The organism is Bordetella sp., assembly GCF_057362025.1.
Window position 1 is genome coordinate 18,017 of the sequence record NZ_JBMQQZ010000036.1, and the last position, 14,553, is coordinate 32,569.

Consider the following 14,553-nt stretch of genomic DNA (forward strand, 5'->3'; position numbering starts at 1 on the left):
GACAGTTCGCCTAATGCGCCAGTACCATCGCGAAGTAACCGAAGATGGTGAGGAGTACGCCGGAGACCGCATACGCCACCGGGAATCCGATCCAGGGTACGGAACTATCGATTTCCTTCGCTGCCTCCCGACAGGGACCGGAGTGGCTGCGCGCCCCCGCTGTCACCCCCATCAATACCGCGGGATTCGTCTTGAATACGTGGTAGCCGATGGCCCAGACGATGAATGGCGGCACGGTACAGGCGACGAAGCCGACAAGGAAGATCTTCAGGGCGATTGCGCCGGTCAATTGTTCCAGCAGCGTCGAACCGGCGTTCAGGCCGACGATGGCGACGAACACGACCAGTCCAAGGTCCTCCAGGATGTTGCGCGCCGCATTGGGCGTACTGCCGAAAAAGCGCAGACGCGACGATATGGATGCCACGACGATGCCGGACACCAGCAAGCCGCCGGCATTGCCCAGGCCCACCTTGCTGCCGAACGCGGGAAATTCGATCTTGCCGATCAGAAAACCCAGGATCATGCCGGCGGCCAGCGTCAGCAAGTCGGTGGCCGTGCTCGGCCGGGCCACGATCCCGAAGATCTCCCCGGCCCGCTGCACGGCAGGCTTCAGGCCGGTGATGAAAAGCACATCGCGCCGCTTCAGCGTGGTTTCCAGGCCTATCGGCATGGGCACCCCCGAGCGCTCGATCTTGGTCAGCTGTACCTGGCCGGCAATGTCGGAGTCGCGGAAGGACTTGAGCGTCCTGCCCACAACGTCCTTGGAGGTGACGAGAATCTCGGCTTGATCCATGGGGACGCTCAGGGCCTGCTGATCGGGGACTTCCGGGCCCAGCAGCCCCATCTTGTCGGTGAGCGATTCCAGGCGTCCGCCAAGCGCCACGACATCGCCTTGCCGCAGGACCAGCTCGGGATCGGCGCCCAGGGATTGGTCGCCGCGCCTGACGTTGGCCACCCGGTACTCGGGGTTGGTTTCGCGGAACTGCCTGATGCTCTTGCCCGCGACTTCCGGATTTTCCAGCCGATACGCCCGCAATCCACCGGCACGGTAGCCCGATAGCCCGGCCTCGTCGACGTTGCTTACGCCCACCTCCTGTTCATACTGCTTGGCGGCGCCTTTCGCGTCCAGGCCCCACCAGCGCGGCAGGTATTTGACGATCAGAATGATGCCCACCGTACCCCAGATATAGGTAATGCCGTAGGACAGCGCGATCATGCCGGTAGCCGCGGCCGGCGTCGTACCGGGCGGCAGCGTGACGACGCCATCGGCGATCGCCTGCTCCGCCGAGCCTATCGCCGCGGACATCGTCTGGCTACCCGCCAGAATGCCGCCGGCCGCCCCCACCGGCAGGTCCGCCCAGATCACCCCCAGGACGACAATCGCCAGGCCGAGGACAGGCGCGAGCACCGCCAGGAAGGTAAAGCGCAGGCTGTCACGCCCAAGGCTATTGATGAACGACGGCCCTACCCGCAGCCCGACGCCATACATGAACAGATAGTAGAAAAGCAGCCGCACGAAGTTGTCCAGCTGCAGCTTGATGCCATAGGTCGAGGCCCAGATCGACAGGATCGCCCCGACGACGACGGCGCCCGCTACCATGCCCAGACCATATCCCTTGATGGTGAGCCGCCCCAGCCAGACCGACAGTCCGACCGTGAAGAACAACAATATGTAGGGATTTGCCTTAAGGAAGCCGAAGAACCATTCCATGACCATTTCTCCTTGATTTTCTGGACAGGGTCCCGGCCGCGGGGGCCGGGTGCATGGCTGACAGGCGTATCCGGCGGCCTAGCTGGCCCGGTCGACCCGCTCGATGGCCGTAGGCTTGATCAGTTTGATTCCTCGCGTGGCGTTGTAGCCGTGGATCTCCTTCACATCGAGCTTGCGCATGAACTCGATCGTGTCGGCATCGATGATCTGCCCGGGCACCATGATCGGAAAGCCCGGCGGATAGGGAATAACGAAGTTCGCCGAAACCAGTTCCGGCCCGTCGCGCAGGCGGTCATCCAAGGCTTTGCCGGCCAGCGGGAGGTACTCGCATTCGTCCTCGTTGTAGGCCGCGAAGAAGGCGGTCCGCATATTCCCCTCGCGCGTGGCGCCGGCGGGATCGTCGCGGTAGCCATCGTGGAAGCGGCTGAAGTTCGGCAGGTTCGGGACGTCTTCCATCAGGCTCTTGACCCTGGCCGCGAAGGCGGCGCGCTCGGCATCGCCTTCTTCCTTCAGCCTGGCCTCGATCTCCTCCGAGATCTCGAGCAAGACCTTGATAAGCAGCGCCACATCGCTGCGGGTATTGTTGATATTGCTTTGCAGCAGCGCGCTATTGCGCGAGGTCTTGTTCAACTGGATGTTGTAGCGGGACGCCAGCAGGTTCTTGAAAGCCGTGCCGTCGTAGCCGGCCGTGCCGCAGACGAGCGTCAAGCGGGTCGGGTCCAGGCAGAACTCATCGTCCATCAGCGCTTTCGCGGCGGTAAACCAGTTGGCGTCCGGTTCGAGGTAGTCGACGAAGCCGGATTCCCGGAACTCCTGCGGGATCATCCGGTCGGCACCGAGCACGCTGAAGTACTTCGAGATCAGCGGATGTTGTGCTACTTCCCTTCGGATCGCCAACGCGATTTCGATCGACCGCATGACCAGCTCGTAGCCTTCCAGCTCCATCTGCCGGCGCGCGACGTCCAGCGAGCCGATGATCTGCGCGTTGGGCGAGGTCGAGGCATGGATGAACACCGCTTCGCGGAAGGCCGAGACGTGACGGTGGTAGTCCTCGTCGCGGACGGCAACGATCGAACCCTGCCGCAGGCTCGACATCGATTTGTGTACGGAATCCGTTTCATAGACGCGTATGCGGATCTTGCGGGGATCGGGCACGAGCCTGCGGTCGAGCAGGCCCGGATCCTTCGGGTCCAGGTCCTCGCCCAGCTCCTTGGCCTGTGCCTCCCAGGCTTTCAGCGCGGCGGGATCGTCGCGCCATTGTTCCAGCGCCGCGGCAGCACCCATGGCCGTACGCGGTCGCAGGAAAGGCGACCAGCGGGCGAAGCCGAACCAGGCTTCGTCCCACAGGAAGATCAGGTCCGGCTTGATGGCCAGGCACTCCTCCATCACCCGACGGGTGTTGTAGATATGGCCGTCGAAGGTGCAGTTGGTCAGCGTGATCATCGCCACGCGGTCGAGCCGGCCGGCCGCCTTCAAATCCAGCAGTGCCTGCTTGATGGTGCGCAGCGGCACCGCGCCGTACATCGAGTACGCCATCATCGGGAAGGCCTCGACATAGAACGGCTGCGCGCCGGAAAGCACCATGCCGTAGTGATGCGATTTGTGGCAGTTGCGGTCGGCGATGACGATGTCGCCCGGCCGGGTCACCGCCTGGTAGACCATCTTGTTCGAAGTCGACGTGCCATTGGTCACGAAGAACACATGGTCCGCGCCCACCGCGCGCGCGAACTTCTCCTGGGCGAGCTTGATGTTGCCGGTGGGCTCCAGCATGCTGTCCAGGCCTCCCGTCGTGGCGGATGTCTCCGCCAGGAATAGGTTCAGGCCATAGAACTCGCCGAAGTCCCGGATCCAGTTGGACTTGATAATGGACTTTCCGCGCGCGATCGGCAGGGCATGGAAGGTACCGATAGGCCGCATCGCGTAACGCTTCAGGTTGTCGAAGTGCGGCGTGGCGTAGCGCTCGAGTATCCCTTCCAGGATATTCAAATGCAGCTCCATGGGTTCTTCGACCTCGTAGAACACCCTGCGGATCATCGATGCGGCCCGATCGCCGGCCAGCTGTTCGACCTTTCTATCGGTCAACAGATAGATGTCCAGTTCCGGACGCATGCCCTTGAGCAAGCGGGCCAGCGTTATACCGACCTCCTGCGGCGCGGTCGAGGACGTGTCCAGATGCTTGTAGACATCCAGAAAGTCCCGCAGCAAAGGCACGTCATGCTGGGACGGGACCGGTATGCCATCGTAGATGACCACCGCCTCGATCTTGCCATTCAGGACGGCGGCCAGACAGGCGTCCTCCAGGCTGCCCACCATGACCGGCTCGTAGATCATGGCGTCGTCGGGCCGCCGCAAATGACGGATTTCCTGTGCCAGCATGGCAAGCCGGGCAGCCGGCGCCGGCGTCACGAACATCGTTTCGAAGTACGGACGCCGCGCGCCGCCTCCGCCCAGACCGGGCGGCATGCGGTCCGGAACGTCTTCCGGCGTTTCCTCCGCGGCTTCCCATTCGCCGCTATCGTAGCGATACCTTCCCGACAACAAGGCATTGCTCATCCTCAGGATCAACCGGGCGGCCGCCATCGCATCGCCTTCGCTTATCCGCTCGTCCAGGATGCGCAGCAAGTGCGCGCCCGGGTAGGCGAAATAGCTTTCCATGGGACGCACGGCGGCCAGCGCTTCCGCGACAGGCGTGCTGTCCTGCCGCTTGCCGGCGCGCAATTCCGCCGCCCAGACCTGGGCCTTGGCATTCAAGTCCCGCCAACGATCCATCCGCGCGGCGGAATTCGCAAACAGGTGGTCCAGGCGTTGGGTCTCTGTCGCTTTATCTTTCATGGAATGTCTCCTGCACTTCCGGAGCGCCGATCACACGTGCGCCGGCGTGCGCGCGATAGGGTCGGGATCGTCCAGGGGATTGCGCTTCGGGAGGCGAGAACGGCGGCCACGCCCTCTTCGCAAAAAGATGCGACGCGTGCCGTCTCGCACAATGCCGGCGATACCCCCCGAGGGAGAGGCATCCGGAAGACTCGCATGGGCATGTCCACCTCGCTTCGGGAGGCGCTGCGTTATGCGGCGATAGCCGGCCAATGTTCGGCCGGCGCCTGACATCGTGTGTTCACGATACGCTTGTTGTCCCCTAAATCGAGTCGCGGCGCCAGGTGTACGCCGCACATCGGTAAGCGGAAGAATGACCGACGCCGGCCGGGCTGGCGGTATCACATCCGAAGGCTGCCATCCCGATGGCGCTGCCGCGCCCGACCTCGTTACCGCCCGCTCTTGGGAAAGAGCGCGATAAAGTCCAGCAGCTTCTCGCCCAGCAGATTCACGTGGCCGCGCATCGCGTCGGCGGCGCCGTCTTCGTTGCCAGTGGCGATGGCGCGCAGCACATCGTCGTGCTCCGTCAGTGTGGCGGCGCGGCGGCTGGGCTTCTGGGTGACGAGACGGCGATAGGCGCCTATGCGATTGCGCAGGGCGCGCGTTTGCTCGGCGAGGAACTCGTTTTGCGAGGCTTCGTAGATGGTCTCGTGGAAGCGCCGGTTGACTTCGTAGAAATCCGCTACCCGGTCGGTCTTCGCCAATTCGATCAATTCATCATGCAGCGCGCTCAGGGCGGCCAGTTGCGACGCCGAGATCCGGCGCGCGGCCATGCGGGCGCATAAGGCTTCCAGTTCGGCCATGACCTGGAACATTTCGATCAGGCGCGAGGCGGGCAGTTCTACGACGACGGCGGGCTGACGGGGGCGTATTTGTATCAAGCCCGCGGAGGCCAGATGCCGCAGGGCCTCGCGCACCGGCGTGCGGGACACGCGAAAGCGGGCCGCGAGCTCCACTTCGTCGAGCCGCGCGCCGGGCGCCAGATGACCGGAGAAGATCTCGCTTTCGAGTATCCGTTGAATACGCACCGACCGGCTGGCCGGCGCATCGTTCTCGCCGGCCTGGGCCGCATCCTGATCCAGGAGTGCTGAGTTCACTGAAGATCCTTCTCTTTTGGGGCCGATGGCCGCCGCGGCCCGCGCCTGCGGCACGCCCCTGATTCTGTCGATCGACAATCGTTCGACCGGCGCCAGCCGACCGCAACACGTCGACCCGTACTCGCCATCGCGCCATTATAGCGACTCTTGCATACAACAACCATCATCATGTATGCACGAAATCGTGGCGTTCATGAACCATGTTGTGCACTGCTTTGAAGCATACAAAGCCTCTCAACTCCCTGTACCTAAACAAAGAACTGGCATGGATGTTGCATTGCCTAGCGTACGGCGGCGGCAAGACAATCCACCCGCCGAATCGGAATTGGCCGTGCTGGCACCACGCAATGTATGCAAGCTGGCATCAACACACATACACCCAAGCGGACAGGAAGGACAGATGGAACTGGGCTTGAAAGGCAAATCGGCGCTGGTCACCGGCGGCTCCAAGGGCATCGGCCTGGCTACCGCGCAAAGCTTCGCTCGCGAGGGCGTCGCCACCCTGCATCTGGCCGCCCGATCGGAAGAAGGCCTGGCGGCGGCGCGCACGGCGCTGACGGACGCCTATGACGTGGCCGTCCACATCCACCCGATGGACCTGGCGGTGAACGAAAACGCCCTGGCGCTGGCGCAGCGCTGCGCCGAGGTCGACATCCTGGTGAACAACGCCGCCGATTCCGCGGCGGGCCCGCTGCACAAGCTGTCGGACCAGATCTGGCGCGACAGCCTGGACATGAAGATTTTTTCCTACGTGACGCTGTCGCGCGAGCTCTATGCGCACATGAAGCGCCGCGGTGGCGGCGTGATCGTCAATGACATCGGCAACTCCGGCGAAAACCCGGACGCCGACTACATCGTCGGCACCACCGGCAACGCTGCGATGATGGCCTTCACCCGCGCATTGGGCGGCCGCAGCCTGGACGACGGGATACGCGTCGTCGGGGTGAACCCCGGTCCCGTCGCCACGGACCGCATGGTCAAGCTGATGAAGCGGCGGGCCCTGGACTGGTACGACGACGAAAGCCGATGGGAAGAACTCTTCGACAAGTATCCGGGCAAGCGTCCGGCGTCGGCCGAAGAGGTCGGCGACCTTATCGTCTGGCTCGCCTCGGAGCGCGCCGGCTACATCACCGGCACCATCGTGACCATCGACGGTGGCATCGCATCGCGCCGCTCCATCATCTGAGGAGAACGGCCATGCGCAGCTTCGAGCTGAGAAACGCCTATTTCGATCGTCTCTGCAATACGCCGGGCCTGATGTGGCTGGGGCAGAACACCAACCATTTCGAGCCTCACCCGGCCGTGCTGCGGGCGGTGATGGACGCGCTGACGCGCGGCGATTACCACGCCTATGCGCCGCCCGCGGGCTTCGAAACGCTGCGCCGCCTGATCGTCCAGGATGCGGGCGTACCGGACGCCTGCGCTTTCGTCACGGACGGTGCCGTACAGGCCCTGTACAGCGTATGCCGCCACGTATGCCGGCCGGGCAAGGATTTCGTCACCACGGACCCCAGCTGGGCCTGGCCCATGCACTTCGCCCGGCAGGCCGGCGCGCGCGTCGTTGAACTGCCTATCTACGACGCCAGCCAGCACTACAAGCTGACGCCCGCGCAGCTGCGCGAGGCGGTAGGCCCGGATACTGCCGCGATCTATCTGGTCGATCCCAACAACCCGTTGGGCACCTGCCATACCGAGGACGAAATCCGCGAGATTGCCGAGATCGCGCGCTCGGTCGACGCCTACCTGATCCACGACGCCACGTACTTCCACTTCGCCGACGCGCATACGCCGGCGTACCGCTTCTACCCCGAGAAGACCGTCATGACCTACAGCTTCTCGAAGTGGCTGGGCCTGGCGGGCATGCGGCTGGGAGCGGTGATTTCCAATCCCGACATCATCGAGCAGCTTGCGAGCGCACCGCCCAACAACCTGGGCAGCAATGTGCTGTCGCAGCGCGCCGCGATCGCGGGTCTTGAAACCAAGGCCGAATGGTTTCCCGAGGTGCAGCGCCGGCAACGGCGCAACCAGGCCGCCGTCGCGCGGGCCGCGGCCGCCATCCCGGGCCTGCACCTGCCCGTCTATCCGTCGCAGGCCAACCTGGTGGTGATGGAAACGGTGGACGCCGGCATCCGGCCCGAAGCATTGGTGGCCGCCTTCCAGACGCAGGGCGTCATGATCCGCCAGGGCACCTACCACACCAAGCGCTTCGGCGACCGCTTCGTCAAGATCAGCCTGACCGTGCCGGAGGCCTGGGCCGACCGCTTCTGCGAGCTCTTGCCCGAGATGGTCGAACAAGCCCGCCGGCAGCCCCACGCAACCGATCTTTTCTAGGAACCCAGGCATGCCCACCATTACCACGCGCGACGGCTACAAGCTGCACTACGAAGAAGCGGGCAGCGGCACGCCCATCCTGTTCGTCCACGAGTTCGGCGGCGACTGGCGCAGCTGGGAGCAGCAGATGCGCTATTTTTCGCGCCGCTATCGCTGCATTACCTACAGCGCCCGCGGCTACGCGCCGTCGGACGTGCCCGCGTCGGTGGACAGCTATTCCCAGGAGATCGCCGTCAACGACATGGTGGACGTGATGGATGGCCTGGGCCTGGAGAAGGTCCATGCCGTCGGGCTGTCCATGGGCGGCTTCGCGGTCCTGCATTTCGGCCTTCGCCATCCCGGCCGCGCCTTATCGCTGGTCGTGGCCGGCGCCGGCTACGGTGCCGAAAAGCAATACGAAGACTACTTCCGCCAGGTGTCCTGCGATGTCGCCGACAAGTTCGAGCAACTGGGCTCCGCGGTATTTGCCGGGACCTATGCCGAGGCCGCCTCGCGCATCGTTTTCCAGCTGAAGGATCCGCGCGGCTGGGAGGAGTTCGCGCACCAGCTGGCCGAGCACGACGCCACGGGATCCGCGAATACCATGCGCGGCGTACAGGCGCGCCGGCCTTCGATCTACGACCTGGAGGCGGAGCTGAAGCAAATGGCGCTGCCCACCCTGGTGATCGTGGGCGACGAAGACGATCACTGCCTGCAGCCGGGCATCTTCCTGAAGAAAACCATACCGGCCAGCGGGCTGCTGGTGCTGCCCAAGGCGGGCCACACGCTGAATCTCGAAGAACCGGCCCTGTTCAATCAATTCGTCGCCGACTTCCTCGCCACCGTCGAGCAAGGCAAATGGCTGCCCCGCGACCCGCGCTCCGCGCCCGCGCAGATCATGAAGACGTCCTGACATGACGATCCGCACGCGACCGCCATCGGCCTGGATCGATCCGGGGCGGCTGATGAGCCGCCTGGACGCGCTCGCGCGCATCGGCGCCACCGCCGCGGGCGGCGTCGATCGGCAGGCGCTGTCGCCCGAGGATGCGCAGGCCCAGTCCCTGATGGCGGACTGGGGCGCGGCACTGGGGCTGCATGCCAGCCGCGACGCGGTGGGCAACTTCTTCCTGCGCTGGCCGGGCAGCGAAGCGGGACTGGCCCCGCTGCTTGCCGGATCCCATCTGGACAGCCAGCCCACCGGGGGCCGCTATGACGGCGTCTATGGCGTCGTAGCGGCGCTGGAGGCGGTGCAGGCGCTGCAGGCCTCGGGCCTGCGGCCGCGCCGCGCCATCGATGTGGTGGCCTGGATGAACGAAGAAGGCTCGCGCTTCGCGCCCGGCATGATGGGTTCGGCCGTCTTCGCCGGACGGCGCACCCTGGACGAGACCCGCGCGGCCCGCGACGCCGACGGCATCTCGGTGGGCGAAGCCCTGGACGCCGCGTCGGGATTGCTGGGCCACCTGCCGCAACGTCCCTTGGGCGGCGCGGTGCATGCCTACCTCGAAGCGCATATCGAGCAAGGGCCCGTCCTGGAACGCGAGGGCCTGCCCATCGGCGTGGTCAGCGGCATCCAGGGCAAGCATACGTTCCGCGTTTGCGTGCAGGGCGAAGCCGCGCACGCCGGCACGTCGACCCGTGCCGAACGCAAGGACGCGCTGCTGGCCGCCACCGCCATGGTGCAGGCGCTGGCGGCGGCGCTGCACGATCGCCAGGACATCGTGAAGTTCACGGTGGGCCGCTTCGACGTCCAGCCCAGCGCGCCATCGGTGGTGGCCAGCGGGGTCGTGTTTTCCATAGACCTGCGCCATCCCGACAGCGACGAGCTGTCGCGCCTGTCGGCCCTGGTCGCACCGATCTGCGCAGCGCACGCCGGCCCCTGCGCCGTACAGGTGCAGCGCCTGTCGGCCGCGGATTCGCTGGTCTTTCCGGAAACCCTGCGCGCGCGGATCCGCACGACGGCCGACGCGCTGGCGCTGCCGCACCGCGACCTGATTTCGGCCGCGGGCCACGACGCGCGCTACCTGCATGCCGTCTGCCCGTCGGCCATGATTTTCGTGCCGTGCCGCGAAGGCATCACCCATAACGAAGCCGAGTACGCCAAGCCCGAGGACCTGCATGCCGGCGCGCGGGTACTGGCCGACGTCCTCGCGGACCTTGCAACAGAGGAAGCGCCATGACCATCGCCATCCGATCCGCCTTGCAGGCGTCTCCCCCCGTGCCGGACGGGGCCGCCGCACCGCACGCGCAGACCGATCCGGCGCGGCCGGCCGCCGCGCCAGGACGTGCGGCCGCGCAACCGTTGCTGGCGCTCTCCGGGATATCCAAGACCTTCGGCGCGGTCCAGGCCCTGCAGCAGCTGGAAGTGGACATCGCGCCGGGCGAATTCGTGACCGTCGTGGGCCCCAGCGGCTGCGGCAAGAGCACCCTGTTCAACATCGTCGCCGGACTGGAAGAACCCGATGCGGGCGGCCGCTTGGAATTCCTGGGTAAACCGTGCCGCGCGCGCGATCTGCTGGGCAAGGTGTCCTTCATGCCGCAGCGCGACCTGCTGCTGCCCTGGCGCAGCGTCATCGACAACGCCATCCTGGCCGTGGAGCTGGAAGGCGTGCGCCGCGCCGACGCCCGCCGCGACGCGCTGGAAATGCTGCCGGAGTTCGGCCTGGCCGGCTTCGAAAAGCAGTATCCGCACGAGCTGTCCGGGGGCATGCGTCAGCGCGTCGCGCTGATGCGCACATTCATGTTCAAGCGCGACCTGATGCTGCTGGACGAGCCCTTCGGGGCGCTGGACGCGCTGACGCGCAGCATGATGCAGCGCTGGCTGCTGGATGTCTGGCAGAAGCACCGCCGCACCATCCTGTTCATCACCCACGACGTCGACGAGGCCCTGTTCCTGGGCGATCGCGTACTGGTCATGACGGCTCGGCCCGGCCGTGTGAAGCTGGAGCAGAAGGTCTCCCTGCCGCGCCCGCGCCTGCCCGATATCGTCACCTCGCCCGAATTCATCGAACTCAAGCGCACGCTGCTGGCCGCCATCGAGGAAGAAAGCATGAAATCATTCACCGCGGCCGGAACGGCCCAGGGACAGGCATGAGCGGCGGCCGCGATACGGATAGCATCGCGCCGCCCTGCCCCGCCGGCATGCCCGCCGCGGAATGGGAAGCCCGCGTGGCGCTGGCCGCCTGCTACAGGCTGGTCGCCGCATTGAAGCTCGACGACCTGATTTACAACCACATCAGCGTGCGGCTGCCCGGTCCGGACGACCGCTTCCTGATCAACCCCTATGGCATGCTGTTCGAAGAGATCACCGCTTCCAGCCTGGTGCTGATCGATACGCGGGGCCGCAAGCTGAGCGATTCGCCGCACGAGGTCAACGTAGCCGCCTTCGTGATCCATGGCGCCATCCACCAGGCCCGCCACGATGCGATGTGCGTGCTGCACACGCATTCGGATGCCAGCGTGGCGGTATCGGCCCAGCGCGACGGCCTGCTGCCGCTGTCGCAGTTCGCCATGCGCTTCTACGGCCACCAGGCCTTCCATGACTATGAAGGTGTGGCCATCGACCTGGACGAACGGCAGCGGCTGGTGGCCGACCTGGGCGGGCACCCGGTCATGCTGATGCGCAACCACGGCCTGCTGACGCTCGGGGGCACGCCCGGCGCAGCCTTCATGCTGCTGTATTACTTCGAACGCGCCGCGCGCATCCAGCTCTCCATGCAGGCCGCGGCGGCGGGCGGCGCGGGGCCCATCGTCATGCCGGACCATGACGTGTGCGAAAAAGCCGCGCGCCAGTTCTGGCGCAACGAAGGCGACATCCTGGTGGCCGGCGAACGGGAATGGCCGGCGCTGGTACGGCAACTGGATCGCAACGATCCCTCATACAAGCAATAGCAGTTCTTTTCTGATGCGGCCGGGGCGCCCCGGCCACCACTGGAGGCCCATGATGCTAGAGACGCGCCCACTGCATGCGGGATTTGGAATCGAAGTGCTGGGACTGGACCTGTCCACGCCGGACAGCGACGCCGCCGTGGACGAGCTGGTGCGGCAAGTGGACCGCCACTCCCTGATCCTGGTGCGCGGGCAGGCGCTGAGCAACCAGCGCCATGTCGACATCAGCCGCCGCTTCGGCGACCTGATGACTCACGTGCTTAAGCAGTTTCTGACCACTGGGCTGCCCGAGATCTATGTCCTGTCCAACGTGACAGAACAGGGCAAGCCCATCGGCAACCACAAGGAAGGCTGGAACTGGCATTCCGATCTGTCCTATGTGGCCGAACCCAGCATGGGCTCGCTGCTCTACGCCGTCGAAGTCCCGCCCGAAGGCGCGGACACGCTTTTCGCCAGCATGCACCTGGCCTACGAGGCGCTTCCCGCCGAGATGCAGGCGCGCATACGCCACCTGACCGCCACGCATTCCTACGCCGGCTACTACGACAAGGCTTTCGCCGACCGCACGCCCCTGAGCGAGGAACAGAAGGCGCGCACGCCCGACGTCGTGCATCCGGTGGTGCGCACGCACCCCGTGACGGGCCGCCTGTCCTTGTACGTCGGCCAGGACATCGTCAAGCAGATCAATGGCCTGCCCGAAGAGGAAGCCGAGGCTCTGCTCGCGGAGCTTAACCGGCATGCCATCTCCGAAGAATTCACGTATCGGCACAAGTGGCAACAGGGCGACCTGATCATCTGGGACAACCGCTGCACCATGCATTGCGCCACGCCTTACGAAGATACCCGGTACCGACGCATCATGCACCGGACAACGGTCGCGGGCACGCGGCCTTTTTGAACGCAAGGGGATAAAACGATGAAGACCAAGCGCTTGTTTACCCTGTTGGCATGGGCGGCCACGTTCGGGCTGGCCGCACCCGCCCTGGCCGCGCCGGCCGCCAAGGAACCCGTCAAGGCGACGCTGCGGCTGAAGTGGCTGCCGCAGACGCAGTTCGCCGGCTTCTACTACGCGCTCGCCAAGGGCTACTACAAGGAAGAAGGCATCGATCTGACCATCAATCCCGGCGGTCCGAACCTGCTGACGGAAAATCTGGTGGCCACCGGCGCCGATACCTTCGGCCTGTCGGGCGGCACCGACAGCGTCATGGCCGCGATCGACAAGGGCATGCCCATCGTCGCCGTGGGCGTGTCGCACCAGATCACGCCCTTCGTGTTCGTCACGAAAAAGGACGGCCCGAAGACATTGAAAGAGTTCGAGGGCAAGAAGGTCACCGCCTGGTTCACCGGCGCCCAATACGTCCTATTCGGGATGCTGGCCAACCAGGGCGTCGATCGCAGCAAGGTCGATATCCAGCCGCAGCAGGTCAGCGTGACGCCTTTCGTCAACGGGGATGTCGATGTGGTGACCGCGACCTGGTACAACGAGCTCTATACCATTCGCCAGCGCGTGGGCGAGCAGAACCTGCGCCTGTTCAAGGCCGAAGACTACGGCATCACCTTTCCTCGCGATACGCTGATCGTGTCCACCAAGACGGCGCAGGAGCAGCCTGAACTGGTCAAGGCCTTCCTGCGAGCCTCCATCCGCGGCTGGCGCGAGGCCATGGCCCATCCGAAAGACGCGGTCGATATCGTCATGAAGGTCGCGCCCACGCTGGATAGAGCACACCAGGAATTCATGCTGACCGAGGCCTACCGTCTGATGACGGCGGGCAAGGCGAAGACCGAAGGCCTGTTCTGGATCGACCCGGCGGCGATGCAGAAGGCAGAGGAGTTCCTGCTCACCAACAAGGTGATCAGCAAGCCGGTCGACGTCTCCAAGGCCTTCGACAGCCGCTTCCTGCAGGCCATCCCGGTGGCGGAGCGGCGTCCATGAAGACGGGCCAGCCGCGCGCCGGCTCGGCGGCGGCCGTGCTGCTGCGCGGCGCCGCCGGCATCGTGGCCGTCGGGGTGCTGTGGGAGCTGGTCGTGCGCGTGGGCGGCATCAAGCCCTACTACCTGCCCAGCCTGTCGTCCATCCTGCAGGCCATCGCCGCCTTGCCCGCGACCTATGCCGGCAGCTTCCTGCGCACCTTGTCCGAAACCGTGCTGGGCTATGCCGCCGGCGCGGTCGTCGGCGTGGTCAATGGCGTGATCTTCCATCGCGTGCGGCTGCTGCGCGAACTGGTATTCCCGCTCTTCATCATCTCGCAAACCATCCCGGTGATTGCCTTTGGCGCGGTGGTCGTGCTGTGGTTCGGCAACACCATCCTGGCCAAGGCATTGATCGCCTTTTACCTGACGTTCTTCCCCGTCACGGTGAACACGCTGCAGGGGCTGGAGGCCGTGGACCGGCGCCAGCTGGATCTGCTGCGCAGCTTCGGCGCCACGCCGCTGCAGCTGCTGCTGCGCCTGCAGCTTCCAGCCGCGCTGCCGCAGATTTTCGTCGCGCTGCGGCTGGCGTGCACGCTCAGCCTGCTCGGCGCCATCGCGGGCGAATGGTTCGGCGACACCACGGGGCTGGGCGTGCTGCTGCTGCAAGCCATGTACAACGAGCAGTTCGTCGCACTGTGGGCGGCCATCCTGATGGCCGGCTTGCTGGGCACGTCCTTCTATGGGCTGGTGGCCTGGGCCGAGCATAAA

General features: G+C 65.4%; 12 protein-coding genes. 9 read left to right on the plus strand and 3 right to left on the minus strand.

All coding sequences use genetic code 11. The features are described from left to right. Positions 1-10 precede the first annotated feature (10 nt). The 3 genes from ACO1P8_RS08190 to ACO1P8_RS08200 form a co-directional block, all read right to left on the minus strand. Complete coding sequence (locus ACO1P8_RS08190) at positions 11-1,711, minus strand: aspartate:alanine exchanger family transporter (RefSeq protein WP_486295400.1); 1,701 nt, start codon at positions 1,709-1,711, stop codon at positions 11-13. A gap of 78 nt (positions 1,712-1,789) precedes the next feature. Further along, positions 1,790-4,543 (minus strand): decarboxylase, encoded by a 2,754-nt coding sequence (locus tag ACO1P8_RS08195; RefSeq protein ID WP_486295401.1) that lies wholly within the window; start codon positions 4,541-4,543, stop codon positions 1,790-1,792. A 428-nt stretch (positions 4,544-4,971) separates the two neighbouring features. Next, positions 4,972-5,679, minus strand: coding sequence for a GntR family transcriptional regulator (locus tag ACO1P8_RS08200; protein ID WP_486295402.1), 708 nt, complete (start codon positions 5,677-5,679; stop codon positions 4,972-4,974). Positions 5,680-6,079: 400 nt separating this feature from the next. Here ACO1P8_RS08200 and ACO1P8_RS08205 point away from each other — a divergent pair, with 400 nt between their 5' ends. From ACO1P8_RS08205 to ACO1P8_RS08245, 9 genes are all read left to right on the plus strand, one after another. Next, on the plus strand, positions 6,080-6,865 hold the full coding sequence (locus ACO1P8_RS08205) for an SDR family oxidoreductase (protein WP_486295403.1): 786 nt from the start codon (positions 6,080-6,082) through the stop codon (positions 6,863-6,865). Between the two features lie 11 nt (positions 6,866-6,876). Continuing rightward, positions 6,877-8,010 carry a pyridoxal phosphate-dependent aminotransferase gene (locus ACO1P8_RS08210; protein ID WP_094842093.1) on the plus strand — a complete coding sequence of 378 codons (1,134 nt, stop codon included), beginning with the start codon at positions 6,877-6,879 and terminating at the stop codon, positions 8,008-8,010. Between the two features lie 10 nt (positions 8,011-8,020). Beyond that, positions 8,021-8,902, plus strand: a complete 882-nt coding sequence (locus tag ACO1P8_RS08215; RefSeq protein ID WP_486295404.1) for an alpha/beta fold hydrolase — start codon at positions 8,021-8,023, stop codon at positions 8,900-8,902. Between the two features lies 1 nt (position 8,903). Next, positions 8,904-10,166 (plus strand): M20 family metallo-hydrolase, encoded by a 1,263-nt coding sequence (locus ACO1P8_RS08220; protein WP_486295405.1) that lies wholly within the window; start codon positions 8,904-8,906, stop codon positions 10,164-10,166. Beyond that, positions 10,163-11,080: an ABC transporter ATP-binding protein gene (locus ACO1P8_RS08225; RefSeq protein ID WP_486295406.1), complete on the plus strand. Its 918-nt coding sequence runs from the start codon at positions 10,163-10,165 to the stop codon at positions 11,078-11,080. Before ACO1P8_RS08220 ends, ACO1P8_RS08225 begins: the two co-directional genes overlap by 4 nt. Further along, positions 11,077-11,877 (plus strand): class II aldolase/adducin family protein, encoded by an 801-nt coding sequence (locus ACO1P8_RS08230; protein WP_486295407.1) that lies wholly within the window; start codon positions 11,077-11,079, stop codon positions 11,875-11,877. Before ACO1P8_RS08225 ends, ACO1P8_RS08230 begins: the two co-directional genes overlap by 4 nt. Before the next feature lie 49 nt (positions 11,878-11,926). Continuing rightward, positions 11,927-12,772, plus strand: a complete 846-nt coding sequence (locus ACO1P8_RS08235; protein ID WP_486295408.1) for a TauD/TfdA dioxygenase family protein — start codon at positions 11,927-11,929, stop codon at positions 12,770-12,772. An 18-nt stretch (positions 12,773-12,790) separates the two neighbouring features. After that, complete coding sequence (locus ACO1P8_RS08240; RefSeq protein WP_486295409.1) at positions 12,791-13,807, plus strand: ABC transporter substrate-binding protein; 1,017 nt, start codon at positions 12,791-12,793, stop codon at positions 13,805-13,807. Beyond that, positions 13,804-14,553 (plus strand): ABC transporter permease (locus ACO1P8_RS08245; RefSeq protein WP_486295410.1); only part of this gene is annotated, 750 nt, incomplete at its 3' end. The genes ACO1P8_RS08240 and ACO1P8_RS08245, both read left to right, overlap by 4 nt.

Bases quoted from the DNA above. Each gene is read 5' to 3' on its own strand.
- ACO1P8_RS08190 (WP_486295400.1), bottom strand. From the start codon at position 1,711: ATGGAATGGTTCTTCGGCTTCCTTAAGGCAAATCCCTACATATTGTTG.
- ACO1P8_RS08195 (WP_486295401.1), bottom strand. From the start codon at position 4,543: ATGAAAGATAAAGCGACAGAGACCCAACGCCTGGACCACCTGTTTGCG.
- ACO1P8_RS08205 (WP_486295403.1), top strand. From the start codon at position 6,080: ATGGAACTGGGCTTGAAAGGCAAATCGGCGCTGGTCACCGGCGGCTCC.
- ACO1P8_RS08210 (WP_094842093.1), top strand. From the start codon at position 6,877: ATGCGCAGCTTCGAGCTGAGAAACGCCTATTTCGATCGTCTCTGCAAT.
- ACO1P8_RS08215 (WP_486295404.1), top strand. From the start codon at position 8,021: ATGCCCACCATTACCACGCGCGACGGCTACAAGCTGCACTACGAAGAA.
- ACO1P8_RS08220 (WP_486295405.1), top strand. From the start codon at position 8,904: ATGACGATCCGCACGCGACCGCCATCGGCCTGGATCGATCCGGGGCGG.
- ACO1P8_RS08225 (WP_486295406.1), top strand. From the start codon at position 10,163: ATGACCATCGCCATCCGATCCGCCTTGCAGGCGTCTCCCCCCGTGCCG.
- ACO1P8_RS08230 (WP_486295407.1), top strand. From the start codon at position 11,077: ATGAGCGGCGGCCGCGATACGGATAGCATCGCGCCGCCCTGCCCCGCC.
- ACO1P8_RS08235 (WP_486295408.1), top strand. From the start codon at position 11,927: ATGATGCTAGAGACGCGCCCACTGCATGCGGGATTTGGAATCGAAGTG.
- ACO1P8_RS08240 (WP_486295409.1), top strand. From the start codon at position 12,791: ATGAAGACCAAGCGCTTGTTTACCCTGTTGGCATGGGCGGCCACGTTC.